The 23,381-nt window shown below is 53.0% G+C and carries 19 protein-coding genes and 1 pseudogene; 9 read left to right on the top strand and 11 right to left on the bottom strand.

The window, feature by feature from the left end:
- The first annotated feature begins 152 nt into the window (after window positions 1-152).
- Entirely contained in the window at window positions 153-1,667 is a 1,515-nt protein-coding gene (locus SynROS8604_RS04815; RefSeq protein WP_255445191.1) for an MFS transporter, read from the top strand.
- Here the strand turns inward: SynROS8604_RS04815 and SynROS8604_RS04810 are convergent.
- Window positions 1,652-1,921 carry a hypothetical protein gene (locus SynROS8604_RS04810; protein ID WP_186545810.1) on the bottom strand — a complete coding sequence of 90 codons (270 nt, stop codon included), beginning with the start codon at window positions 1,919-1,921 and terminating at the stop codon, window positions 1,652-1,654. The two genes, SynROS8604_RS04815 and SynROS8604_RS04810, sit on opposite strands and share 16 nt — an antisense overlap.
- Window positions 1,922-1,995: 74 nt before the next feature.
- On the opposite strand from SynROS8604_RS04810, the gene SynROS8604_RS04805 reads away from it, so the two are divergent.
- Window positions 1,996-2,496, top strand: a complete 501-nt coding sequence (locus SynROS8604_RS04805; protein WP_186545811.1) for a hypothetical protein — start codon at window positions 1,996-1,998, stop codon at window positions 2,494-2,496.
- On the top strand, window positions 2,493-3,470 hold the full coding sequence (locus SynROS8604_RS04800; protein ID WP_186545340.1) for a hypothetical protein: 978 nt from the start codon (window positions 2,493-2,495) through the stop codon (window positions 3,468-3,470). The genes SynROS8604_RS04805 and SynROS8604_RS04800 overlap by 4 nt, the downstream gene beginning before the upstream one ends.
- Window positions 3,471-3,497: 27 nt before the next feature.
- On the opposite strand, the gene SynROS8604_RS04795 is transcribed toward SynROS8604_RS04800, so the two are convergent.
- On the bottom strand, window positions 3,498-4,562 hold the full coding sequence (locus SynROS8604_RS04795) for a sulfotransferase (RefSeq protein ID WP_186545339.1): 1,065 nt from the start codon (window positions 4,560-4,562) through the stop codon (window positions 3,498-3,500).
- Window positions 4,563-4,711: 149 nt separating this feature from the next.
- On the opposite strand from SynROS8604_RS04795, the gene SynROS8604_RS04790 reads away from it, so the two are divergent.
- The 3 genes from SynROS8604_RS04790 to SynROS8604_RS04780 all read left to right on the top strand — a co-directional run bounded on the left by SynROS8604_RS04790 (window position 4,712) and on the right by SynROS8604_RS04780 (window position 9,315).
- Complete coding sequence (locus SynROS8604_RS04790) at window positions 4,712-5,740, top strand: AraC family transcriptional regulator (RefSeq protein ID WP_186545338.1); 1,029 nt, start codon at window positions 4,712-4,714, stop codon at window positions 5,738-5,740.
- Between the two features lie 118 nt (window positions 5,741-5,858).
- Complete coding sequence (locus SynROS8604_RS04785; RefSeq protein WP_186545337.1) at window positions 5,859-6,887, top strand: helix-turn-helix transcriptional regulator; 1,029 nt, start codon at window positions 5,859-5,861, stop codon at window positions 6,885-6,887.
- A 109-nt stretch (window positions 6,888-6,996) separates the two neighbouring features.
- On the top strand, window positions 6,997-9,315 hold the full coding sequence (locus tag SynROS8604_RS04780; RefSeq protein WP_186545336.1) for an arylsulfatase: 2,319 nt from the start codon (window positions 6,997-6,999) through the stop codon (window positions 9,313-9,315).
- A 46-nt stretch (window positions 9,316-9,361) separates the two neighbouring features.
- Here SynROS8604_RS04780 and SynROS8604_RS04775 read toward each other — a convergent pair whose 3' ends face one another.
- Window positions 9,362-9,721, bottom strand: coding sequence for a DUF1622 domain-containing protein (locus SynROS8604_RS04775; protein ID WP_186545335.1), 360 nt, complete (start codon window positions 9,719-9,721; stop codon window positions 9,362-9,364).
- A 151-nt stretch (window positions 9,722-9,872) separates the two neighbouring features.
- Between SynROS8604_RS04775 and SynROS8604_RS04770 the strand changes: the two genes are divergently transcribed.
- On the top strand, window positions 9,873-10,265 hold the full coding sequence (locus SynROS8604_RS04770) for a YidH family protein (protein ID WP_255445190.1): 393 nt from the start codon (window positions 9,873-9,875) through the stop codon (window positions 10,263-10,265).
- A 12-nt stretch (window positions 10,266-10,277) separates the two neighbouring features.
- Window positions 10,278-11,165 (top strand): annotated as a pseudogene (locus SynROS8604_RS04765) (bile acid:sodium symporter family protein); the annotation flags it as partial.
- 360 nt (window positions 11,166-11,525) lie between these two features.
- Here the strand turns inward: SynROS8604_RS04765 and SynROS8604_RS04760 are convergent.
- From SynROS8604_RS04760 to SynROS8604_RS04740, 5 genes are all read right to left on the bottom strand, one after another.
- Window positions 11,526-13,085 carry a metallophosphoesterase gene (locus SynROS8604_RS04760; RefSeq protein WP_255445189.1) on the bottom strand — a complete coding sequence of 520 codons (1,560 nt, stop codon included), beginning with the start codon at window positions 13,083-13,085 and terminating at the stop codon, window positions 11,526-11,528.
- Complete coding sequence (locus SynROS8604_RS04755) at window positions 13,082-14,392, bottom strand: diacylglycerol kinase family protein (RefSeq protein WP_186545333.1); 1,311 nt, start codon at window positions 14,390-14,392, stop codon at window positions 13,082-13,084. Before SynROS8604_RS04755 ends, SynROS8604_RS04760 begins: the two co-directional genes overlap by 4 nt.
- Before the next feature lie 23 nt (window positions 14,393-14,415).
- On the bottom strand, window positions 14,416-15,270 hold the full coding sequence (locus SynROS8604_RS04750; RefSeq protein WP_186545332.1) for a phosphatase PAP2 family protein: 855 nt from the start codon (window positions 15,268-15,270) through the stop codon (window positions 14,416-14,418).
- A 93-nt stretch (window positions 15,271-15,363) separates the two neighbouring features.
- Window positions 15,364-16,212 (bottom strand): formylglycine-generating enzyme family protein, encoded by an 849-nt coding sequence (locus SynROS8604_RS04745; protein WP_186545331.1) that lies wholly within the window; start codon window positions 16,210-16,212, stop codon window positions 15,364-15,366.
- Between the two features lie 157 nt (window positions 16,213-16,369).
- Window positions 16,370-17,380 carry a neuromedin U gene (locus tag SynROS8604_RS04740; RefSeq protein ID WP_186545330.1) on the bottom strand — a complete coding sequence of 337 codons (1,011 nt, stop codon included), beginning with the start codon at window positions 17,378-17,380 and terminating at the stop codon, window positions 16,370-16,372.
- Between the two features lie 207 nt (window positions 17,381-17,587).
- Between SynROS8604_RS04740 and SynROS8604_RS04735 the strand changes: the two genes are divergently transcribed.
- Window positions 17,588-18,598: an outer membrane protein gene (locus SynROS8604_RS04735; protein ID WP_255445188.1), complete on the top strand. Its 1,011-nt coding sequence runs from the start codon at window positions 17,588-17,590 to the stop codon at window positions 18,596-18,598.
- A gap of 20 nt (window positions 18,599-18,618) precedes the next feature.
- Here the strand turns inward: SynROS8604_RS04735 and SynROS8604_RS04730 are convergent, their stop codons facing one another.
- The 3 genes from SynROS8604_RS04730 to SynROS8604_RS04720 form a co-directional block, all read right to left on the bottom strand.
- A complete protein-coding gene (locus SynROS8604_RS04730; RefSeq protein ID WP_186545329.1) occupies window positions 18,619-19,926 on the bottom strand; it encodes an NAD(P)/FAD-dependent oxidoreductase in 1,308 nt (435 codons plus the stop codon).
- A 245-nt stretch (window positions 19,927-20,171) separates the two neighbouring features.
- Complete coding sequence (locus SynROS8604_RS04725; protein WP_186545328.1) at window positions 20,172-21,725, bottom strand: DUF1254 domain-containing protein; 1,554 nt, start codon at window positions 21,723-21,725, stop codon at window positions 20,172-20,174.
- A gap of 37 nt (window positions 21,726-21,762) precedes the next feature.
- Window positions 21,763-23,334 carry a DUF1254 domain-containing protein gene (locus SynROS8604_RS04720; protein ID WP_186545327.1) on the bottom strand — a complete coding sequence of 524 codons (1,572 nt, stop codon included), beginning with the start codon at window positions 23,332-23,334 and terminating at the stop codon, window positions 21,763-21,765.
- Window positions 23,335-23,381: the final 47 nt, after the last annotated feature.

Below are 23,381 nucleotides of genomic sequence, written 5' to 3'. Positions count from 1 at the left end.
AGCCAGGGCCTTGCTAGGAGCAAGACGCCTGAACCCTTCACCCCTGCATCCGTCAAAGGGTCATCGGCAGCAATAGCCAGCCCCTTTGGCCGTTGACCAAGACCTGATGAAGAACGCGTGAAAACCCAGTGAGAGTAGGAAGTTTAAGGGAATTGCAATCACTGGCTTGCATCCCCTATCTGGGCATCCTCGCCAGCCTGCAGCTGATCGACCCCAGCGTGGCCAATATCGCCTTGGTGAAAGCCAGCGATGCCCTGCAGATGCATGGCGCTGTCTTGGCCCTCGGCGCCAGCGTGTCGACCCTGGCCCAAGCCGCATCGGTGCTGGCGATGGGCTTTTTCGGCGACCGTTTTGGCCGGCGAAGGGTGCTGGCGGCCTCCCTGCTGCTCGCGGTGGTGGGGAATCTTCTTTCAATGCTGGCGGGCGAGGCAGGGCTGTTCCTACTCGGCCGTGCCCTCACCGGCATCGCCCTCGGCTCAGTGCTCACCAGCACCTTTGCCAGCGTGCGCTTCGTGACGCCAACCGCTGGCGTGAGCGCCGCCCTCGGCCTCTGGAACCTGCTGATCGTGGTGGGCTTCATCAGCGGCTCCCTGCTTGGTGGCTGGATGGCCACGATCCATTGGCGCCTGTCTTTTTTGTTGGTGCCAATGATTTGCAGCGCCAGCCTGCTGCTCTTACCCGCATTGCTGCCAACGATTCCAGGCAATCGCTCCCTCAAGCCCGACCTCCCTGGCCTTGGGAGCATCGCACTTGCGATGGTGCTGTTCCTATTTGGCATCAACCACGCAGCCCTAGGGCTGCGCAGCCCCAGCTTCTGGCTGCCGGCCAGCAGTGGACTGCTCTTGTTCGTGCTGCACATCTTCCTGGAGCGACGCAGCCGAAAACCGATGTTTCCGCCCCGGCTCTACCTGCGCGGTTTCTTTGCCGCCGCGGTGATCAACGGGATCGGCTGGAATGTGGCCCAAGCCGTGGTGCAGCTGCAAACCAGCAACTTCTGGCAACTGGTCCAGGGCTACAGCACCAGTGCGGTGGCCATGGCTCAGCTGCCCTTCCTGATCTGCTTTGGTGTGGCCGGGATCTATGCCGGGCGCTGGATGGGCCCAGGCCGGCGCACCTTGGTCTTAATGGCGGGCGGCAGTGTGGCGCTGGTGCTCGGCCTAGCCCTGTTCGCCATCGTGCAGGTGCAAACGCCCTATTGGCAGCTGCTGCCAGCCTTGATGCTGGCCGGCCTCGGCCTGGCCTTTGTGGCAGTGCCCCAATCCGCCTTATTTGTCCAGGAAGCCCCAAAGGATTGCTTTGGATCGGTGCTGGCCTTTCGTACCACCAGCGGCCAGCTGGGCTTTGCTTTTGGGCTCGCCGCCAGCGGAACCATGATCAGCGGCTTCGGCTTCCATGATCTGCACAGCCGCATGCAAGCCGCAGGCCTTGGCTTGGAGCATCTGCCTCAAGTCGACGAACAGATTCGTTTGTTTTTACGCAATAGCCCGATCTCCCTTGATGGTTCCGCGTCTCATCAACTGCTGCACCTGCTGCGGGAGGCCTACACCCAGGGGCTAGCCGGAACGATGTTGGCTGTAGCAGTGCTCACGGGGCTGCTGTTTGCGATCAGCTTGCTGCTGTTGATCATTGGCCGCGAGCAACAACTGCTGCATCAAGAGGGTTCCTGAGCGATGCCATCTTCCGCATCAAGGAGGGCATCGAGCGTGACCGCCGTACGCACCAGCGCTTGATAGCGCTGCAACACCCGGCGATTGCGCTCCAGCCAGCGGGCAGCATTCACTGGTGCATCGCGGCTGCCCCCACCCACCAATCCGGAGGGATTGTCCACATCCATCAGCTCTAAATCACCCTGTTGGGCCAGGAGGGCCAACAGGATGTCGTGGAGGCGTTGACGACGCTCCTTGATCCCATTGGTGCACATTTTCACCACACCGCTCTCGCTGTGGCCATCTTGAAGGGATGGAGGTCATATCCCTCTGCGCACTCACCCTTTTCATGCTTGTTTCCAAACGAAGCAAGGTGCTGACAGCTCTGCTGGCGCTCTGCAGCGGCCTTGGTGCTCCAGCGGTATTTGCCGAGGAGCTTTACGTGCTCGACACCACCTGCAGCACCCCAACCTCCCCCAACTTTTCATGCCAGGTGAAGGCCATTGATGTGGATGACACCACGGAATATCACCATCGCTTTGGCTCACGCACGGTGAGTTACCGCGTGATTGAAGATCCCTACGTCCGCATCGAAGGGCGGGCGAGCAACAGCGCGCCTTGGACCTCGGTCAAAAACGCCTCGATCAATTTCAAAACAGAGGAGCTTTGCTTCAACAGCAAGGCCTTTTGCGTGAACAATCCCACCTTTCTGGCCGATGTGCTGACCCAAGGCGGTCATGCCATTCAAGGCCGCACCCGCATCGGTTTGGCCTTTGCAAGCAACGGCCGTGTGGATGTGTCTTGCTTTGACAACGGCTGCGATCGCCTCATGGAGGCCATTCAAAAATGACAAGCAAAGCCAGAAAGACAGGCTTAGCAGGAGCGATCGGCGTTTTGCTGATGCTGCAACCGGCAGCAGCCCTCTCCGCCTTTGCGCCCAATCGTGGTCTCAGCGTTGAGCCTCCAGCAACGTCTGCCACGAAAACGTCTGCCACAGAAGAGCTGCTGATCAGCCAACGCGGCGGTGGATCGAGAGGCGGTGGTTCCAGAGGTGGCGGCGGCTCCAGAAGTGGTGGCGGCTCCAGAAGTGGTGGTTCACGCAGCAGTTCACGCAGCAGTGGTTCCCGCTCCAGCAGTCGCTCCAGCAGTGGCCGCACCGGTTTCAGTTCCTACAGCGGTAGCCGCCAGAGCACGCGCAGCAGCACGAGCAGCAATCGGCAAAGCGCGCGCAGCGGCACCCGTGATACGCGTCAAACCAGCCGCACCGACAACCGGGGAACACGCCAAAACTCGCGCAGCAACAACGTTGATTCCCGTCAGCAGGGACGCACGAGCCGCACGGATCAACGCCAGAGCGGCCGCAATGATCGGGTGAACAATCGTTCCGAGACCCGCCGCGATGCCGTGAACAACTGGGATCGCTACGGCAACGGTTGGTACAGCGGATCGAACTGGTCGAACAATCGCCCCTGGAACAACGGCTGGTATGGCGGGTCTTACTACAACAACTGGGGTTGGTACCCGGGTCAAGCAGCCGCCTGGGGACTCGCGGGGATGGCCACCTTTGGCACCATCAACAGCCTGGTGAATTCAGCTCAGTCCAGCCAAGTGAGCTACATCGCCGTTCCCAACTCCGATTACACGCTGTATTACCCCAGCGTGACGGCCACGGGGGATGTGGTGAGCTTTGAAGCCGACAACGGTTACGACACGCTGCGCTTCAACGCCAACTGCCGCGATGGCACCCTCAACGGCGGAGCACCGCTCAATGCCAATGAGGCCCAATTGCTCAATGCAGCCTGTCAGGTGGCCTTCGGTCAGTAACCGGTCCGCCATAGAGACACTTCCGGCTCAGCTGAGCAACTCCTGCAGGCGTTGCTCAGCCTCCGGATCTAAGACAACAGGTTCGGCTTGATAGGCCCTGCCCTTGGCAATGCGAGCCGCAATCGCCTCGCGCGCAAAGTCCCAGCCTCCAATTTCAAGAGCGCTGTAAATCCGCTGCAGCGTATTCAGCGGTGACTGCACCAAGTCGTCGTAAGCGATCTCCACCAGCTGCCCCTTTGGGATCAAATGCCGCGAGCGGGCAAAGGCCTCTTGCAATTGGTCATGGGCCGCCGCTGTTTCCTCCACCTGCTGGATGCCGGATGGAGGCTCTTGCAGGCCTACCAATTGAGCTAACCGCTGCTTGACCTGCGCAAGCGAACGAATCGAATCGATCGGCCACCGGTACAGATAGACAAACCGGGCCCGCGGAAACAGACGCAGTAGCAAAGCAACCCGTGCGGTATGCGCAGAATTTTTGATCACCAGGTGGTTTTTACCAGCTCCCTCATGCAACCAGGTAAGGCGAGTGAAATGAAGCAACGTCTGCTCAAACTCGGGCGTGCTGTTGAGCACAGCGCGGCGGAAATGCGTTGGGTAGTGCTGAGGAAAAGCAATGCCCGCCATGTTGGTGTCCATGGTGAGCCGGGCCAACCCCACCTCGTCTTCCTGGGGATCCTCTGCTCCCCAGGGCACAGCATCGATGGGGCGATGCTGTGTCATCCCCCACTTCAACAGGGGCTTGAGCAGCGGTTTCAGCACCAAGGCAGCCTGCGGCGCAATCGTGAAGTGGTTGCGAGCGGTGGCTGCAGCTGGATCAGCCGCCAACAGCTGGTGCAGATAGGTGGTGCCGCTGCGCCAGTGACCAATCACCACCACTGGGTTATCAGGGCAGGCGCAAGCCTGAATCCTGCGCCCATAGATCAGGGCTTGCAGCCAGGCAAACGGCTCGACCGCCAAGCCGCTGGCCGTAAGCAACAACGCAACGGGAAAACGCCTTGGGGACACGGATCCATGCCTTAACCCAGCAAGCAGCGTGGTGGGGCGAATGCATCCCCCAGCGACCAGCACATCGAAAAGGCGAGACACAGACATAACAAATCTAGAAACCCGCAGCCCGCAGGGACAGAATGAAGGCTCATTTCAAAACCGCAATGGTCCCCAACAAAGTACTTAGGGAGTCTTATTGCCATTTTTAGCAAAAACTATGCATAATTTGCACACCATTGCGTGAGGAGCCAAGCATGTTGCAGACGCCAAGCGCAATAACCAGCCAATATTCTGTCCCTCCCGGCTCATCGCAAAGCATTAGCTGGAGTACCAAATTTAACTCCGCCAGCGAATTAGCCGCTGTGCTCTTAAGGCTTGGCAAACAATTTGATGTTTTACAGCTGTCTACCGGTCAACTTCAAGGCCACTTCTCTGTTGTTCACCTCAATGATCTCAGCATTTTTAGTATTGAAACCAATCAGCTGCTCTTACTCAACGGCGAACGCGGACAAGATTGCATAACGTTTAGTTTAGAAACGAGTGGGAACCATTCTGATCACAAAGTTTACTGCCAATCCATTGAAGCCCATTCCCTACATGGATTCAAACTAGATCTCAACGAAAGCCATTTCCAATTAACAGCAAGCTCAACAACTGTTATCGCCATCACCTCAGCCAAAAAATTCTGTAGATTTCTTGAATGCTGCGGAGCGTTTGAATTACGGGATAGTCTCTATACCAGCAATTCATTACAGCTAAATCCAGCACATTATTCTGCAATTGCAAACAATCTTTTATGGCATTTAAACAACCCATCTAACAACCCAGAATTGCGTTCACTGCATACAGGAGAGATCTTCGCGCTGATGCTGGAAGCGCTTTCAAGCAGAAACAATCAATCCTTCAAGGCATTCGAACTAGCACCACGCCAACAACTGGTTTGCAAATTGATCAGTTGGGGATTCGATAACAGCACAAACCCGCTCAAGCTTGATGATGTCAGCAACATTCTCTTTAGCTCAAGGCGCACTCTCATACAAGGTTGCAAAGAAAACTTTCAAATGGGACCAATGGAGCTGCTTCGCTTAATCCGCCTCGAGGAAGTGAACCATTTCCTCAGATCCAAAGAGCTACGCAGGGAACTAAAGCTAAATAAGGTAGGAGAAATTGCAAGTCATTTTGGCTTCTCAAGCCGAGGACATTTTTCAGCTTCCTATCAAAATCACTTTGGCGAATCACCAAAGCAAACACTTTCGAAAGCAAACATGATCCATACGATGTAAGCGAAAATGAAGTTGAGAAAGACGAATCCCTACCCCTTCAAGACGCACATTCCCTCGATGCATCAAAATCATTGATGCAGAAAAACTCGCTTACAATGAGGAGGTCTAAGTAACGATCGTGGCTGCCAGCATCATCAGCTCACCTCATCTTGGAACCTTCTCACAACTATCAAATGGTGATCAGATTGATCAGCACATAACAACTGGATTTCACTCTGCGAGCGAACTGAAGCAGCTGTTCATGCTGATCGGAAAATCCTTTGACGTGGTTCAGGTCAGCCGAGGTGCACTGCATGGACAGTTCAGCCTGACAGGCCTAGGCAGTATGGTCCTGCTAGAAATCCGCACCAATCAGCGCCTACTCCTGAATGGAGATAGAGGAGCCGATTGCATGAGTTTTTGTTTTGAAGCCACAGGACTGGCCGATGAACACCTGATGTACAACAAACCGATTGCGCCCTATTCCCTCAATGGGTTTCGCCAAGGGCAGAAAGAATCTCATTTCCAACTCACAGCGAATACAACCACTTATCTCATCATTCTCTCTATCAGCCGTTTCAATGCTTTCATTTCTTACTGCGAACGAGAAGATCTAATTGAACAACTCGAAGCCAGCAATGCATTGCAGATCACCCCTAGGATGCATGCACATTTTCGAAAAACATGTCAGAGGCTTCTCGTTAAACCAGCGTTAACATCAGAAAAAAACCGGCAAATAACAAATCATCTCTACGCAGAATTTGTAAAGTCTATAAGTGATAAGCCCAATATTTCTTACATACCCCACGCACCATCTCCCCGACAGATCCTCATCAAAGAATTTGTAAATTTGGCCTTCGAAAACGCTCATGTTGGAAGCAATCTTGATCAAATCAGCGAATCGCTGTTTGCATCAAGGCGAACCCTGATCCAAGGCGCAAAAGAAGCATTCGGAATGGGGCCGATGGAAATGATGAAACATATACGCCTCGAGCAAGTGAATTGGATCTTGCGATCAACGGAAGCACGGGAAGACGAAAGGTTTAAAACGATCAGCCAAGTTGCCCAGCATTATGGGTTCCAGAGCCGCGGACATTTCGCCAAGGCCTACCAAAAGCTGTTTGCAGAAACTCCAAGCGAGACCTGGCTGAAGTCAACGAATCGCTGATCGTTGCCAAAGATCCCATCCGTGCAAATTTGAGTTCCCGAGCCGAGTCAAAGACTGAACCTGCAGTTAGCAAGTAATGGTCAGCTAACGCACGACTGGTTTCTCATCCATGGGCAACAATCCACACGTCGACGGTTCAATCCTGCCGTTCCCTGCCAAGCCGTCGGGCAGCAAAGCCGGAACGACGATGCAGGAGTCGACATACAGTCCGCTTCCCGAACCCCAAAGGCTGCCAGACGATGCACCCAATATTCTTGTGGTGCTGATTGATGATGCAGGTCCGGCACTGCCGGAGTGTCTTGGCGGCGATATCCATACGCCCACCTTGCAGAACGTAAAAGACGGTGGCGTGGGCTTCAATCGCTTCCACACCACAGCAATGTGTTCGCCAACACGCTCATCACTGCTCAGCGGTCGCAACCACACCTTCGTGGGCAATGGCCAAATCTGTGAATTCGCGAACGACTGGGACGGTTATTCAGGACGGATTCCAGAAAGTTGTGCACTCCAGGCCGACGTACTACGAAATTACGGCTACTCAACCGGTGCATGGGGCAAGTGGCACAACACACCCACCAACCAAACCACGGCTGCAGGTCCCTTTGAGAACTGGCCAACGGGGCTGGGATTCGAATATTTCTACGGATTCCTGGCAGGAGAGGCCTCTCAATACGAGCCGCATCTGGTGCGCAACACCACAGTGGTGTTGCCACCGAAAACGCCAGCGGAGGGTTATCACATCAGTGAAGACCTCGCCGATGACGCCATCAACTGGCTTCAAACCCACAAAGCCCTGAGTCCTGACAAGCCCTTCTACATGTACTGGGCTTCAGGAGCCCTGCATGGCCCTCACCACGTGAACAAAGAATGGGCTGATAAGTACAAAGGCAAGTTTGATGAGGGCTGGGACGCCTACCGCGAGCGTGCCTTCAAGAACGCCAAAGCCAAAGGCTGGATTCCAGAGAACGCCCAACTCACACCACGCCATCCCAGGATGGCAGCCTGGGATTCCATTCCCGAGCACCAGAAGCCCTTTCAGTCGCGTTTGATGGAAGTGCTGGCAGGCTTTGCCGAACACACGGATCATCAGGTTGGCCGCATTGTCTCTGAAATTGAACGGCTCGGGTACGAAGAAAACACCCTGGTTGTTTACATCTGGGGCGATAACGGCTCATCGGGCGAGGGCCAGGACGGCACGATCTCTGAGCTGCTCGCTCAAAACTCCATTGCCACAGAGATCGATGAGCACATCAAAGTGCTCGACGATTTAGGCGGGCTGGATGCGCTTGGCTCCCCGCTGGTGGACAACATGTATAACGCAGGCTGGGCCTGGGCTGGCAGTACGCCTTATCAAGGCATGAAGCTGATGGCCTCCTACCTCGGTGGCACTCGCAATCCGATGGCGATCAAGTGGCCAAAGGGCATCAAGCCAGATCCCAAACCTCGGTCGCAGTTCCACCACTGCAACGATCTCGTGCCAACGATCTACGAGCTGGTAGGAATCACTCCACCCAAGGTGGTGAATGGCGTTGAACAAGACCCGATTCACGGCACCAGCTTTGCCTATGCCTTCAATGCGCCGGATGCACCGGGTGCACTCAAAACCCAATTCTTCGACATCATGGGCTCTCGATCCATCTACCACAATGGCTGGATGGCTGGAGCCGTGGGGCCACGCCTGCCTTGGGTGAAGGGCGTCGACCCCGACATCCTCACCTGGTCACCAGACACCGACGTCTGGGAGCTCTACAACCTCGACGAGGATTTCAGTCAGAGCAAGAATGTTGCCAATGAGCATCCAGAAAAACTGCAGATGCTCAAGAATCTGTTCCTGGTGGAATCGGCGAAATACAAAAACATGCCGATTGGTGGTGGTCTCTGGACCATCATCTTCCACCCCGAACTGAAGGTGGCCCCGGAAGCAACATCCTGGGAGTTGCCTGGCACCATTACCCGCATTCCTGAGACCTGTGCTCCACGTCTTGGTTGCCTAAACAACAAAGTCACGATCGACATGGACATTCCAGAGAATGCCAGTGGCGTGCTTTACAAACTTGGTGCCAATTCAGGTGGTCTCACCCTGTTCATGGATCAAGGGATCCTCACCTACGAGTACAACCTATTCATCATTGAACGCACCAAGCTGCGCTCTGATCAGCCACTACCCGCTGGCAGACACAAGCTGGAGGTGGTCACCGAACACACCGACGACAATCCAAGGGGATCGCTCTCGATCAAGGTGTCCCTCAATGGCACACAACTGATGGAAGGCATTGTGCCAAGAGTGGCAGCGCTGCTGTTCACTGCTAATGACTGCCTGGATGTTGGTCAAGCGCTCGGGTCTCCAGTTTCCCTGGATTACCACGAGCGGGCACCATTTAAATTCAACGGAACGATTCACACCATGCACGTGGAGTATCTCGAATAGAGAAACCAAGCCAACACAAATGCAGCATGTCTTTGAGCAGATCTCTTTAAGAGGTCTGCTCTTTTTCTTTGAGTTCCAAACTCAGAAAGTAATTCAGGAATGTACGCACCAACGCTACTGCTCCAAGCTGAATCAAAGCAGAAGCTTCACGGCTAATGGTGGTCTGCACCACATCAGCACCAAGCTGAAATTCAAGAGCCAAGGCAATCCATCCGCCAAATGTCAAACGAGCGGAAGTTAACGGCCCTCGTTGCAAGAGTCGAGGTGGAATCGCTCGTAAACGGAGTGGACCAGCAGGGCTAAAAACTGCAACCAAGCCAACGGCAACCGATAGCACCGAAAGGATCTCAAGCAACAAGCGCAATCCCTCCGCAGTGTGTGTCAGAAGATGCTCAACCCATTCCATCCGTCATCCACGCAAGGTCTCAAACAATTGTGATCTCGAAACATGAAAATAAACAAACCATTTGCAGCAACATGCAGAATTCGGCACAAACGGGATCATTGATTAAGGCCCGAATTGGAAATGGTTTCTAATCTTGCAATAGAGGTAAATAATGTCAGCAGAGATGACCAATACCAGCACGGAATTGGCCAAAACACGCAACCGAGCTGCCGCAGAGCGCACCACCCTGGCTTGGATCCGCACGGCCCTCGCACTGATCAGTTTCGGATTCGGGCTGGACAAGATCATCAGTGCGATCCGGGATGCAGGAGGCAACGGAAACGCAAGTCAAGACATTGGCGTGCAACTGATGTCGATGGGATTCATCGGAGTCGGGATCTTCACATTGCTGATTGCCATGCGCCAACACAAACGTGAACTCATTCGGCTACGCAGCGACCCCTACCTCTACCGAGACGAGCCTTCTCTTTCAATTGCCACAGCAACAGCTGTTCTGGTGATCGGACTATTGGCATTCTCATTGCTGCTTTCCGGATTGATCTGAGCCAGTCACCATTCCCCCTTTTCCAAAACATCTTCCCCTATTCCGATGTCACTCCTGATTTCACTGGTCCTCTTTTTCATCATGGTGTCACTGGGCCTCAACCTGCCCAGCCTGCAATTCGGGCTTCTCAAGCGCAGGCCTGCTTTGATCATTCGCGTGTTGCTTGCCACCTGCGTTGCCATGCCAATCGCAGCACTTCTGCTATTGCAATGTCCTCTGGGAGATGGTCTTTCGCCTGCGATCAAAATGGCAGTCATGCTGATGGCAATCTGCCCAAGCGCTCCCATGATTGCCTTGAAGAGCAGAAAACTAGCGGAGAACCCTGAATTAGCAACAAGGCTGCAATTTTGGACAGCTTGCGCAGCCATCATCAGCGTCCCGCTTTGGGTCAGTCAGCTGCCAAGCCAAGCAGGTGAAACCATGTGGAATATCCCAAGTCAAGACGTTGCCTTCCAGATCTTGACCGTGCAGTTGATTCCACTCCTGGTGGGAGTATCACTCCGACGATGGCGAAGTGAGTGGGCGGAACGCTGGAATTCACTGATTCAAAAAATAGCAACTGCGCTGTTATTAGCCCTCTTGGTCTTAATCCTGATTGTGGCTTTACCACAAGCAGCGCCGATGCTGATCGGCAACCTCAAAGGTGCCTTATTAATGCTGATCCTCACCTGGATCGCACTCGCTCTAGGGTTTGCGATTGCGGGCGAGGATAGTGTTGAGCGCAGCACTATTCCGCTGGTTCTTTCCATGCGCAATCCAGGCCTAGCGTTATTGATCGTTCAACAGATGGCTCCCGGCGCGATGGACATTAAGGCTGCTGTCGTGGGCTACGTCGTGATCACAGCAATCGGATCTGTACCGTTCATGAAATGGCGCAAAAAAACCACATCACAGGCTTAATGCGTCAAAACAACGAAATCACAACCATGCAAAACGATCCAATTAATAAAGCCCCGCTCAAGTTAAAGCCTCATAGAGGATCCGACTTGAGCGCTTTATTTATGTCCGCTGTGATCGGTTATAGTGTCACACTTATCGCATCATTATTTGCAGGCTTAATCATAAGCTGCCTTTTGTTAATTTTGCTAAGCAGACTGCAAAATCGCTTGCATCAACCTTTGCTCTGGTGGTCTGGGATTGGACTCTGCAGCGGTTGTTTCCTAGGAACAGCATCATCGTTCTTGGCCTATTGGGCCCTGGATGGATCAGCCACCAGCTCAGGATGGTTCAACGCAATCAGTGATTCGTTCAATCAAGAGTTCACGACCTCAAGCTGATCGGATCAGGATCTGCATCCAGCCAACTCTTGCCATCTCGGCACGACACCAAAGGCGTTAAACGGATGGTGAGGGGGCGCCCCTCTGCAACGTCAACACGCAAACCGCTGTAGCCATCGCGTCCCCTTGCATCAGTCGAGTTTCGCCCAATAAACAGCTCGCTCGTTGCCACCACCCTGGTCTTTCCGTCCACTGTTTGTTCCGTAATCTCAGCACCTTCCCGTCGCTGAGCTCGCAATCCATAGCCGCTGCCGCCGCAAATCACCCAGTTGATAGTGCTGTCTGCATGTCCCGTGTCATGGGTGCGAAGCACCTCTAGGCAATGGGCGTGCCCACTGAGCACAAGATCAACGGGTTTGGCCGATCCGAGCTCCTCCCCGAGGGCTCTCACAACAGCATCGAAAACAGCGCGCAATTGCCTGCGAATCGCATGCGTATCGGCCTGGTTGCATTTTGTTTTCTCGGTGACATAGGTCGGGTGATGCATCGTCAAAATCCTGCCCCTCACCGCTGGATCGCGATGGGATGTGATTAACCCCTCCTTGAGCCATTCCAGTTGCTCATGATCAACTAGCGCTGCTTGATTGATCTGATTGAGTTGCTTAATTTGACGTTGAAGATCGAAGCATTCCTCCTGGAGCGTTTCCAACGCATCAAACAGATCATCTCGGTGGGTTTCATCGAGGTTACTACTCGCCAATGTTTTGTAAAGAGTGGTACGACGTTCTTCAAGACTGCGCAAATCTCTCCGCAGGTTGCAAAGATTGTTCGTTGGTTTTTCGAACGACATCAGGGTGTTCGAATCGATCGCGAACACATCAACACCAGCCTGTCGGAAACGAAAATAACGATTGGGGAGACGCGTGTTCACACCAGGCCGGTATCGCAAACATCGCTGTCCATCCCAAACAGCGTCGTAATGCAACTCGAGATGGTCTTGAAGCCGGGCTGGGGGGATTTGATTCAGAACATCCAAAAACACGCGTGCATAGGCCTCACCCTGCTTTGAACCCCGCCAGCCGGCGTCGACATCATCAAACCATTGCAAATAGCGGCGCAACGGAAGGGTCAGCCCCGCGAGCAAGGCGACAGGCCATGAAAGGTCGTAGTAGTCGTGATTACCAGGAACTGGCAGAAATGGTTGATTAAAGACCAAGCCTTCAGGGCTCATGCTTTTCCAAGCGTTGCCGTGATAAAGCCATTCCCGGTAGGGCCTTAGAAAGTTGGCGCGGTACTGATCTAAAGCGCCAACCAGATAAACCACATCTCCGGTGTGCAGCAGAAATGCTGCATCCGCTTTATGGGGTAGCAGTCGTTCAGCAATCCGACGGGGAGGACTCTGGAAGCGATGACGACCAGTGCCACTATCGCCAAGAACCAAAAAGTGAAAGGCATCGTCGCTCCCAGGGTTGTCATTCCCCTGGTCAATCACGAGTCGGGTCTGATCAATCCCTTGGCGAATCAGCTCTGGATGCTTCCAGCGCACGCGCGCGGCCATCTTGCTGATCTTCCGCTGGATGCTGGGATCACTGGCGAAGTTCAAGATTTCAAGGGGATTGGAGCAACCACCTGCAGGGCTCCAGGATTCACACTCAAAGTAATACTTTTCGCATCGAGAACCTCACCATCGATCACCAATTTCTGAACATCATCCAGTTCAATTTGTAGTTCTTTGGTTCGAAAACAAGCAATGTTGTTGTTGTGATTGGCGCTACTGCTCATGATCGCTGACCAAGCAAGACTTGAGAGCACAGAAAGCCCACTGATGCGGTCCTTCGGAGAAGCGACAATCACCTCGAGCAATCCATCGTCCGGAATCACCTCTCCAAAACCCTGGGCCATCACGGATGTGGCCGGAGCGGCATTGGCCATCGTGATCGCGCTGGCATCAAGCCTGTAGTCCTTTCCATCAATCTGCATCGTGGCGTGGAAAGGTTGCTGATCCACCAGCTGCCGGGCACCTGAAAAAATGTAGGCCATGGGTCCGAGAATGTTCTTTAATTCACGGCTCGCTTTATCCACCATTCCTGCCTCAAAGCCGAGGCCAGCCAACAAAATCATCGGTCGGTTGTTGCACAGAGCAACATCAACCCGACGCAGGTTGCCAAGGAGCAAATTGGTGCAAGCGGCCTTCAATCCTGTAGGAATTCCCAGCGCAACCGAAAAGGCATTGGCGGTGCCACGGGGAATGATGCCAAGGGGAATATTGCTGTTTTGAAGGGCACTAGCAACGGCACCAACCGTGCCATCGCCGCCCGAGGCAATGATGATCGAATCTCCCTCCCCTTCAGCATCAAAGGCATTGATCTCCTTGATCAAGTCTTTGGCTTGTTCGGCGGGGTCTCGATCGGGTCGCGTCTTCCAAATCTGCAGCATGAACTGCGGTTCAAGATAAGAGCGAATTTCGGCCAGCTCCGCTTCAGGATCTCCTTGACCGGAGACGGGATTAAAAATCAGATACCCCCTGCGGCTTCTTTTCACGCCCTGCATCAACGCCGATGCCGTGGCTGGGTTCAGGGCGATCGGTAGGTCTTGGAGCAGTGCTGCACGAACCAACGGCTCAGACAGCACATCCCTGGCATGACGTTCAGGTGGAGAGGGAAAGTGAATGAGACCACTGATCTCACCGTTGAGGATCGTGGCGGCCATCGCAATATCTCCGCCTTGGCGAATCGCCCGAGCCTGAACGATCGAGAGGCCCTGCAAGGGATAGCGCTTCGCAAGCTCCTGCAGCACGTCTTCTGCGATCAAGAGTGAAAACCCAGATAGCAGTTGGGTGTTGTTGATGATCCACGTCCCAAGGGCTGGGCAGACGTCTAAATCAGCGTTCAGGACAAGGGTTGAGGGCATGGCTTGGTCATGGGATAGGTCGTTCAGGGACGCAGCGCTTGTTGCTCGAGCTCGCAGTCGATGCCGTTTGCGTTTTGATTCAGCGCTTGTTGCGCCTTGATTTCTGCTGCTGCTGCTCGTAAATCAGCGCGAAAGACGGGGTTGGCGTGCAGTTGGGCCACGGTTGCTGAGCCGATGAGCTGCCCCGCTTGCACGTCGCTGTACCAGTGCACATTGCAGACGTTTCGGCTCTTTCCATACTCAATCCCGCGTTGGAGAATTTGATCCTGTTGGCTTGGAGCAATCTCACTGAGGATCAGAGCCCAGGCCCAGCCCACTGATGTGTGCCCCGACGGATAAGAGCCGTCGGATCGGAGTATCGACTCATCTTCAGGGGTGCAGATCGACTGTCTATTGCTCACGAATGGCCTAGGCCGTTGGTAGTGCATCTTTGCTTTGTAAGAAGCAAGTCCCGCGTCGGTCAGTGAGCGACGCAGGAGCGTGTACAGCCTGGGGGTTCGCTCCTCAGAAATCTCAACTCCCAAACTGCAGGAAAAAATTGCCGCAGCAGCAGGGAAGTTGAGATCGGCATCCGTTGCGGCTTGGTTCCAGCGTGGGGTCTCCTGAAGAGCAATGTTGAGGTTGGCGTACTCATCATCGAGCGCCTGTGCCGCTGATCCTGGAGCAGGCGGCGGAGCAAGCAGCTTTAAGGAATCAGGAAGAGTGTCCTGTGCGAGGTAGCCCTGCACAAGACCGTGTTTCAGCTCCTTCAGATCAGAAGGGGATCCCACGTTGGATTCACAGTGGCTTGGTGCATCCGCGGCTTGAACAGGACCTCCAAGCGGCAGCCCCCCACCGAGCAAAGCCAAGATCAACAGACTGGTTTCAAGCCGGGGCATTAGAGAACAAAAACTTCCCTAAGCATTAGCTACTGGATTCGACAGCAAACATCGGAAGGGATGAATTGAGCACGATTCGGATCAACTCACATCTCAGGCTGAATCCGCCGCACAACGGAATCCCATATGGCAGGTTGCTGTATCAGTTGTTTGTCCCATCAAAGCCGCTGGCCTGAAGCGATGGCAGTAGTTCTCAGCACAAAGGAAGGATCCACCTTTGATGATCCGACGCTCCTGCTCACCTTTGGGAACCGGAAACAACGTGGAGGTCCACTCCCAAACATTGCCGCACATGTCGACAAGGCCGTAGCCGTTAGCGGGAAACGATCCCACCGGAGACGTCCAGAACCATCCGTCCGTCTGTTCATTTGTCCAAGGGAACGCTCCTTGCCAAACATTGGCAAGCCACTGACCACCTGGAGTCATCTCCGCACCCCAGGAATAGTTCTGCTGAACCAAGCCACCTCTGGCAGCCACCTCCCATTCATCAGCAGTCGGTAAACGTTTGCCAATCCATTGGGCGTAAGCAAGGGCGTCTTCATAAGCAAGATGAACCACAGGGTGATCCATCTTGTCGGCGATGCTGGAATCAGGCCCCTGGGGATGCCGCCAATCGGCTCCTTCGATCAAGGCCCACCAAGACATTGGTTGATTGCGATCCAGCGTTGGAGGAGGCGGAATAAACACCGCTGATTCTGGCTTCTGTTGATCAGGCGGAAGATTGGGATACAAGACAGGATCGGGCGGCTTTTCAGAGACCGTGACGTATCCAGTCTCAGAGACAAAACACGAATACTCGCTATTGGTAACAGGAGTTTCGTCGATCTTGAAAGACTTGATTTGAATAGAACGAACAGGCGCTTCTTCTGGATAAAAAGAATCGGAACCGATTAAGTATTCACCTGATGGAATAATAATCATTCGACCGTGTTGATTGCTCATGAAAAGAATAGTTTTAAAGTAGACTCAATCCAAATCTAAAAGCATGCTAATTCGATCCTTTAGAAGCATCATCCCAACCACGGCAACCAACAGATGCAGGGTGAAAAGATCAATTTTTACACCCTGCCATGAGCATCATCAATGACAGTAGAAGGGCTTAGCTACCAGTTGGGAACAAGAACTGAACCTGTGCACGTAATGTCCAATCGCCGATGAGAGTTTCGCCAGCAACCTCTGGCTTAATTGCGTTGTAATAAGCGCTAAGAGAAGCATTGACTGGCTGCTTCCCGAGCACAAAAACGCGACCAAAGCCAGCACCAACAGGAACTGTCCAACCCTTATTATCAGGGGTATTCCAATTTGCAGTAATAATTGGAGAGCTGGTCAAATACCACCCCTTAGGAAGGTTGTAATTCAAAAAAGGCTGGATCAACATTTTATTGACATCATTTTTCTTGCCATCTCCAGCGAATGACCAAATGTTATTAATCAAACCACCGGCAACGATTTTTCCTTTTGTGTAAACCAAAACGCCTGTTGGACCAGCACTCCACTGCCCAGAACTAAGCCTACTGTCAGTAGCTGTTGGGAGAACCACGGTGGGTCCCACACCAACCGTGAAATTGCCTTTCAACGTGGGTACCAAGAACACCGATGGATTGATATCTCCAAGTGCCTGAATCGAGGTACCGCCAACCCACGGCTGGGAAATAAAAGGCACAATCGTACGTGTGACCAATGTCAGGCCATCGCTCACCTTGAAGGGAATAACCGGCTGAACATTGACTACATTTTGAGTCTGATTCTGCTTGGCCTTGGGGTCCAAAAGATTCGGCGCCCATTGCGTATTTGGAGTGCTGTTCCACTGAATGGGAAGGCTGATCAAACTGGCAATCGGGTTTTGCGCCGCCTTCGCCAATGAACCCTCCTCCGCAGCAACCGATTCGCCTGGAGTCACCGTGACCGGTTGATTATCCGTACCAGGAGGTTGACCGTCTGCAGAAGCCTGTGCAATTTCACTGTGGACGAGAGGCGTGAAATCAAAATCAACAGGGTCAGCGACCAAAAAATCAGACTTCTCTTGCGCCTCAGCAACGGAAGGGGCCAGAAGGGCCGCACATCCAAGCAGCCATGCAAGGCCTAAACGCCCACGGAAACGCGAAATCATCAATTTGATCCAAAAACCGATTGAGTTTTATTGCATCAAACCAAGCCGACAAGGGCATCCCACAAAAATCAGCACGAATGGGATCAGATTCAGCAGCAATAACAAATTGCCCCGCCTAAGTTTCAGCGAATCTCAACTCCATACGTGACACGTTTTCTGCCCCTGGCTCTCATCGCTCCACTAAGCACGCTGTGCGTGGAAGCATCGATGAAACCGTTACTTGCGGCAGAAATCGTTGATGCCAATGAAGCTCAGATTGAGACTGATGTAGTAGCCAACGTCGATCCTGAAATCTCACAAACAGAAGAAATTGCTCCCCTGGTACTCAGTCAAGCGAGTGATCAAGATACGCAACTCGAACAGGAACAAGACGAGGAAGACAGCTGGCGTGTGTACCTGGATCTCTATTCCTTCTTAGTTCCAACCACTTACAGCACAACAACAATCAACGGCAATACAAGTAGCGCGGAACAATCCCTCTCGGATGTGCTTAGTTCGCTCGATGGAGTGCTCACCTTTAAAGCACAAGTTGAATATGGCCGATTCGGGTTCATGGCCGGTGTCAATCACGGGAGCCAGTCCGGAAGCGGATCCAAATCCTTCTTTAAGGAAACAACGAACCCCTTGCGCAATCAGCTCGGACTTCCATCTGCACTCAGACAGCGCACGATTCGCGTCGATGGAGATCTAGATGTTGACGCTGATGTCAATCAAACCATCGTTGATCTGGCCTTCCGCTACCGAGCAGGAGCGATTCAGAAACCACGGATGAAAAAAGGAAGTAGCAGTTTCCTTGGCCTGCTTGGAGCCCGAGTGATCGACGCCAACCTCAACACCAGCTGGTCCGTTCGCAACGAGACCACCGTCTCCGTGGAGGGGCGACGTATAAGCCGCGAGAACACGCGTGAACTGGAGAAATCCTCCAGCGAAAGCTGGGGTAACACCTGGGTGCAACCGTTGATCGGTGCCTTCGGCACTTATGCCATCAGTGAAGACTGGCAGGCGTTTGCCTACCTGGATGCCGGCGGGTTTGGCTTAAGCGGAGAACAGGATCTGAGCGGAACGGCGCAGGCAGGCATTGCCTACGCCCTTGGAAACTCAGCCCAAATCTCCCTTTCCTATAAGTACTTCGGGCTTGATTACGCCGGAGGCGGAGGCAACGCCTACAGCGTGGACCAAAGCGGCGTGAACCTAGGACTGCGCTGGTTGTTTGACTGATACAAGTGCGCTCTTGCCTTTCAAGTCCTGAGGCTTTCAGCAACTTGAACGGCCGTACGCGATCCACTGGCAATCGCTCCCTCAATAAATCCTCGCCATCCCTGGGCATGATCACCAGAGGCAAAGTACAGATGACCTTCCTGGCGTGGTAACTCGTCTGTGAATCGTGCAACCGTTCCGGGGCGATAGGTGCACCAGCTGCCTTGCGAGAGATCGTCTCCACCCCAATCATGGCCAAAGGTGGAGAGCACTTTGACCCCTGGAATAAATTCCTCCAAAACGGGCTGCCACTCATCAACCGATTTTTCCAACGCATCAGGTTCAAGGCTGAAACCAGCAAGCACCGAATGCTTTTCACCACGCTTGTAAGTGAAGCTGCCGATGAGGGGTGAGTCCGTTGAACGAGACAGGGTCATCACCGCACCGGGGTCGCCTCCCACTTCAAAAAACACCTTGCAACCACCCCCAACATGCTTGAGCTTCGAAGCCTCCAGCTTCACCTCAGAGAGGGGCGGATCAAAGTGCAGGTTGTGGAGCACATTTAAAGGAACAGTCACCACTGCACGCTGTGCCATTAGCCGCTCCCCAGACTCCGTCGTGACGCTCACCCCTTCGCTGGTGTGTTGCACAGAGCGCACTGCAGTGCTAAGCGCCACCTCAAAACCACCATCTCGGGTGATCGCCTCCACGAGTGCAGCTGTGCCTTTTGTGAGTTTGTAGCGGGCCGCTGTGTCGTTAAACAACTGATAGTTCCAAGCCGTCAGTGACCAGGTGCGCATCATCTCCACATAGGAGGCATTTTGCGGTTGATTCATGGAGAGGATCTCTAAGAAGCCACCAAGACTCGTGCGCTGCAAAGGGGTGAGATCAAGAGCATTGAGACGGTCAGCAACCGTCAGCGCATCCCGTTCACATACAGCCTCCCAGCAGTGGTGAATGTCATAGGGGCGCTCCCAAACCCCCTTTGACTCGGCAAAGAAATGCTCGAACCCTTCAACAAATTCACCCAGTTGGGCCTCCTGCAGCTCCTGAACCTTTCCATCGATCTTGATCGCGATGCGCTCAGCAACACATCCTGGTGTTTCCTGAACCTCAAGCCCATAGCGTTCTTTCTCAGCCCATACAAACGGCTGAGTCCAGTGAATCCATGTGCCGCCAAGTTCAACATGAAAGCCATTGCGCTCTTCATAGAAGGTGCGACCTCCCAAGCGATCTCGCGCCTCGAGCACAATGGTGCTCAGCCCTCTCTTCTGAAGATCTCGCGCCGCAGTTACGCCAGCAAATCCACCTCCAATGATCACAACATCGTATGACGTTTTGGCAGCCATTGGATCTCTTAAAATATATTAACCGCCTTCAATTTTAAAGAAACAAGCAATACATTCCCACGGTCAGGGCATAGATTTTGCACGCACGGGACCAGGCAATGGGGACAGCATGACAGGCTTCGCGAAACATCTATCAGTGGCTATAACCGGACAGTCATGATTAGCGAGTCTCCTACAACAATAATCCATAAAAAATCAGGAACCAAAACCTTGGTTCCTGACGAGGGAATAAGAATCAACCTCGCTTAAATCTGCTCGATCGAACCCAGCTTCCAGGTCCGGTCGAACCAAGCTTGCTCAGGTCCATACAAACGGAAGATTCCAAACCAACCTTTACCAGGAACGGTTTTCACCCAATTCGCCTCCTGGCCCGCTGGAGGCTCTGGACCAAAATAGAGATCAACGCTGCCATCAGCGTTGCTCACCATGTCCTGATTGCGTTTGTTGTTTTTGCTTGGATAGGGCGATTCCTTGCTTTGCAACATCGAACGGGTCTGGGGGTCATAGACGACAAACGACCAGAAACGTCTCGCCGGAACATTTGCCGGCACCGTGAGTTTGTAGATGTTCGCTCCATCGAGATAGGCACCATTGCCATCGCGAGAGGTGAATGCATATTGCGACCCCACACCTGGAAGCTCGAGGGCCATTGCCGGTGTATTCACCGTGGCGAGATAGAAGAACAGGGTGCGTCCATCCATATCGCGCCCTCCATTTCCTTTGTCCACGAGATACTCGTGGCTGCCTCCTGGAAAGCCTGTTTGCCAATAACCAGCTTTCCCTGGGTAGATATAAGCCTTGGGATCCTGAGGAGAAAATAGGATCGAACGCGCCGTGGCATTACCAATCGCTACAGATTCTGTAAGCAGTGCTTTTTGCTCCGCATTCGGGGCAAATGGTTTTCCTTTTTGAATTCCAATCGCTGACGCCATCCCTAGAAGCTCTGGAGAGAACATCTCAGAGGGCTCGCGCTGAATCACCTCATTCAGTTCTTCGTAGAACCTGAAATTATTGGCATGAATGGTATTTACCGTCCAATCAGTGAGGTTTTTGAAAGAGTTGGCTTGAGGATTAGCCCGCATGGCGTAGGAATACACCTTCAAGCCATTTTTAAAGCTTTCACGTGCCGTATCAGGCTGTCCTTGATCATCAAGAAAACCACGAAGAATCAACCAATTGATGATGCTCGGAGTCCTGGCAACGAAAAAGCCATCGGTGGCTGCAGGCTCCTGGTGACCAGGCCCAAGAATGAGGTACTTCCCTCCCTTACCTTTGTCAGGACCGGGACCTCCCATATCCACCACAAAGCGGAAAAAAGCATCGTTTAACGTTCCAGGGCCCGTACCAGGTGGAACTTCCACAACGACCGGACCATCGCTGAGATCGAGGAAAGCTGAGGCGTAGACCGTATCGGTGTTTCCCGTGAGCCAAAGAGACTTAGCACTCATCAACTCATCAAAAAGGCCAATATCGCGATTCGGCTTCAGGCCATAGCCATCACGATGGCCCACATACAGCATCTCCAAAGATGCCGCTGGCATGAAATTCAAGAACGTCTGCACACCACGGCCTAAATCCACCTGACGCCGTGCCTTTCGCATCGTCTCGTCATCAGGAAAACCATCAAAATACTTAAAGGTGCCAAGCCGAGTCTTCACCGTGTCTGGCGTCAGAACATCGACGGGAATAGGCGTGTTGTAGCCCTTTGGCACAACATCAGCGGCATGAAGCGCAGAACCGCTACAAGCAAAGAACACAGCTGAAAGAACAGCAGAGGGAAAACGAGTGATTACAGACATGGTTGAGGATACAGAGAAAATTTGAGCAGTTCAGGCCTCAACCAAGAGGCTGAATGTCATTCAGTTGCCAGGATTTATCGAACCAAGGCTGCAGCGGACCATAGAGGCGGAAGATCGCAAACCAACCCTTGCCAGGCGCAGTTTCAATCCAATTGGCTTCTTGACCTGCAGGGGCCTTAGGACCGAAATACAGATCGATGCTTCCGTCAGCATTCGTTTTCATATCTTGATTTCGGACGCTATTTTTACTTGGAAGAAGTTGACCCGTTTGCAGTTCAGAGCGGGTCTGCGGGTCATAGACAACCATTGACCAAAAATCCTTCGCAGGAACATCTTTATCAATGGTGAATTTGTATGTCTTACTTCCATCGAGGTAAGTGCCATTGGAGTCGGTGGCTACGACTCCGTACTGAGAGCCAACACCCACCATTTTCAGCACCATGGCTGGCGTGTTGACGGTGTAACCCCAAAAGAAATTATTGCGGGCATCAAGGTTACGACCACCTTTGCCACCATCAACAAGCCACTCGTAACTCCCGCCTCCAAACGGAGTGAACCATTGCTTGCCTGGATAGAAGTAAACATCTTGATTACGAGGCTTACCCATATCAGAGCGCACATAAGCCACACCCACTTGAATGGCTTCCTCTAAGATCTCTCGATCTTGTGGAGAGGGCGAAAAAGGCTTGCCTTTTTCGAGACCAATCGAAGAGGCCAATCCCCTCAGCTCAGGATCCAAGAAGGCAATGGGCTCACGTTGGATCACCGTGTTGAGCTCATTGAAAAACTCAAAATTGTTGGCGTGAACAGTATTAAATACCTTTTCGCCAACTTTAACAAAGCTCATCCGAGGTGGGTTGTCTTTTTGCGAGTAGGGATAAAGACGCAATCCACTTTCATAATTAGCGATAGCCTTATCAGGTTTCCCATTGGAATCAAGGAAAGCCCTGAGAATCAACCAGTTTGAATAGGTTGGAGAGCGAAACACAAAATAATCACCAACATTGCTTGGCTCAGTATCATCAGGCCCCAAAATCAAATATTTACCACCTTTCCCCTTGTCAGGCCCCGGAGCCCCCGTATCAGCCACAAAGCGAAAGAAGGCATCGTTGATCGTGCCTGGACCAAGTCCAGCGGGGATTTCGATCACCATCGGACCAGTATCCTGAAGGTTGAAAAATGTTGAACCGTAAATCGTATCCGTATTACCTGTAAGGAACAGGGGGTTCGAATACAAGGGAGACATCAAGGCCACCTTGGTGTGATCATCCACGCCAACTTGCGCATGACCATGACGCAGCATTTCGATGCTTGCTGCGGGCATCAAGGTCAGAAACGTTTCATAGCCACGGATGAATTTAAGGTTGTCGAAACTTGTCCGAACCGTTGCCTCATCAGGCATCCCATCGAAGAAGCGAAACGTTCCGGCACTGGTCTTGACAGTGTCTGGAGTGAAAATCTCCTCAGGGATGGGAGTGGTATAACGTTGGCTCGCTTGTGCTTGTTGTGCATTGACAGCACGATCCGATGCACTAACAGCGGCCACCGCCAACGATGTAAGAAGCACCGCAGAAGAACGTCTGCGCAGCTTGCTGGAAATGCCTGACATAGCCAATCAACAAGAAAACCTGTTCAATGACTTTCTAAGAATGGGGT

It is taken from the genome of Synechococcus sp. ROS8604 (genome assembly GCF_014279655.1).
Taxonomy (GTDB): domain Bacteria; phylum Cyanobacteriota; class Cyanobacteriia; order PCC-6307; family Cyanobiaceae; genus Synechococcus_C.
Note: the sequence above shows the minus strand (reverse complement) of the source record. Positions and strands in the feature narration are given on the sequence as shown.

Bases quoted from the DNA above. Each gene is read 5' to 3' on its own strand.
- SynROS8604_RS04810 (WP_186545810.1), bottom strand. From the start codon at position 1,921: ATGTGCACCAATGGGATCAAGGAGCGTCGTCAACGCCTCCACGACATC.
- SynROS8604_RS04805 (WP_186545811.1), top strand. From the start codon at position 1,996: ATGCTTGTTTCCAAACGAAGCAAGGTGCTGACAGCTCTGCTGGCGCTC.
- SynROS8604_RS04800 (WP_186545340.1), top strand. From the start codon at position 2,493: ATGACAAGCAAAGCCAGAAAGACAGGCTTAGCAGGAGCGATCGGCGTT.
- SynROS8604_RS04795 (WP_186545339.1), bottom strand. From the start codon at position 4,562: ATGTCTGTGTCTCGCCTTTTCGATGTGCTGGTCGCTGGGGGATGCATT.
- SynROS8604_RS04790 (WP_186545338.1), top strand. From the start codon at position 4,712: ATGTTGCAGACGCCAAGCGCAATAACCAGCCAATATTCTGTCCCTCCC.
- SynROS8604_RS04780 (WP_186545336.1), top strand. From the start codon at position 6,997: ATGGGCAACAATCCACACGTCGACGGTTCAATCCTGCCGTTCCCTGCC.
- SynROS8604_RS04775 (WP_186545335.1), bottom strand. From the start codon at position 9,721: ATGGAATGGGTTGAGCATCTTCTGACACACACTGCGGAGGGATTGCGC.
- SynROS8604_RS04770 (WP_255445190.1), top strand. From the start codon at position 9,873: ATGTCAGCAGAGATGACCAATACCAGCACGGAATTGGCCAAAACACGC.
- SynROS8604_RS04755 (WP_186545333.1), bottom strand. From the start codon at position 14,392: ATGCCCTCAACCCTTGTCCTGAACGCTGATTTAGACGTCTGCCCAGCC.
- SynROS8604_RS04750 (WP_186545332.1), bottom strand. From the start codon at position 15,270: ATGCCCCGGCTTGAAACCAGTCTGTTGATCTTGGCTTTGCTCGGTGGG.
- SynROS8604_RS04745 (WP_186545331.1), bottom strand. From the start codon at position 16,212: ATGAGCAATCAACACGGTCGAATGATTATTATTCCATCAGGTGAATAC.
- SynROS8604_RS04740 (WP_186545330.1), bottom strand. From the start codon at position 17,380: ATGATTTCGCGTTTCCGTGGGCGTTTAGGCCTTGCATGGCTGCTTGGA.
- SynROS8604_RS04735 (WP_255445188.1), top strand. From the start codon at position 17,588: ATGAAACCGTTACTTGCGGCAGAAATCGTTGATGCCAATGAAGCTCAG.
- SynROS8604_RS04730 (WP_186545329.1), bottom strand. From the start codon at position 19,926: ATGGCTGCCAAAACGTCATACGATGTTGTGATCATTGGAGGTGGATTT.
- SynROS8604_RS04725 (WP_186545328.1), bottom strand. From the start codon at position 21,725: ATGTCTGTAATCACTCGTTTTCCCTCTGCTGTTCTTTCAGCTGTGTTC.
- SynROS8604_RS04720 (WP_186545327.1), bottom strand. From the start codon at position 23,334: ATGTCAGGCATTTCCAGCAAGCTGCGCAGACGTTCTTCTGCGGTGCTT.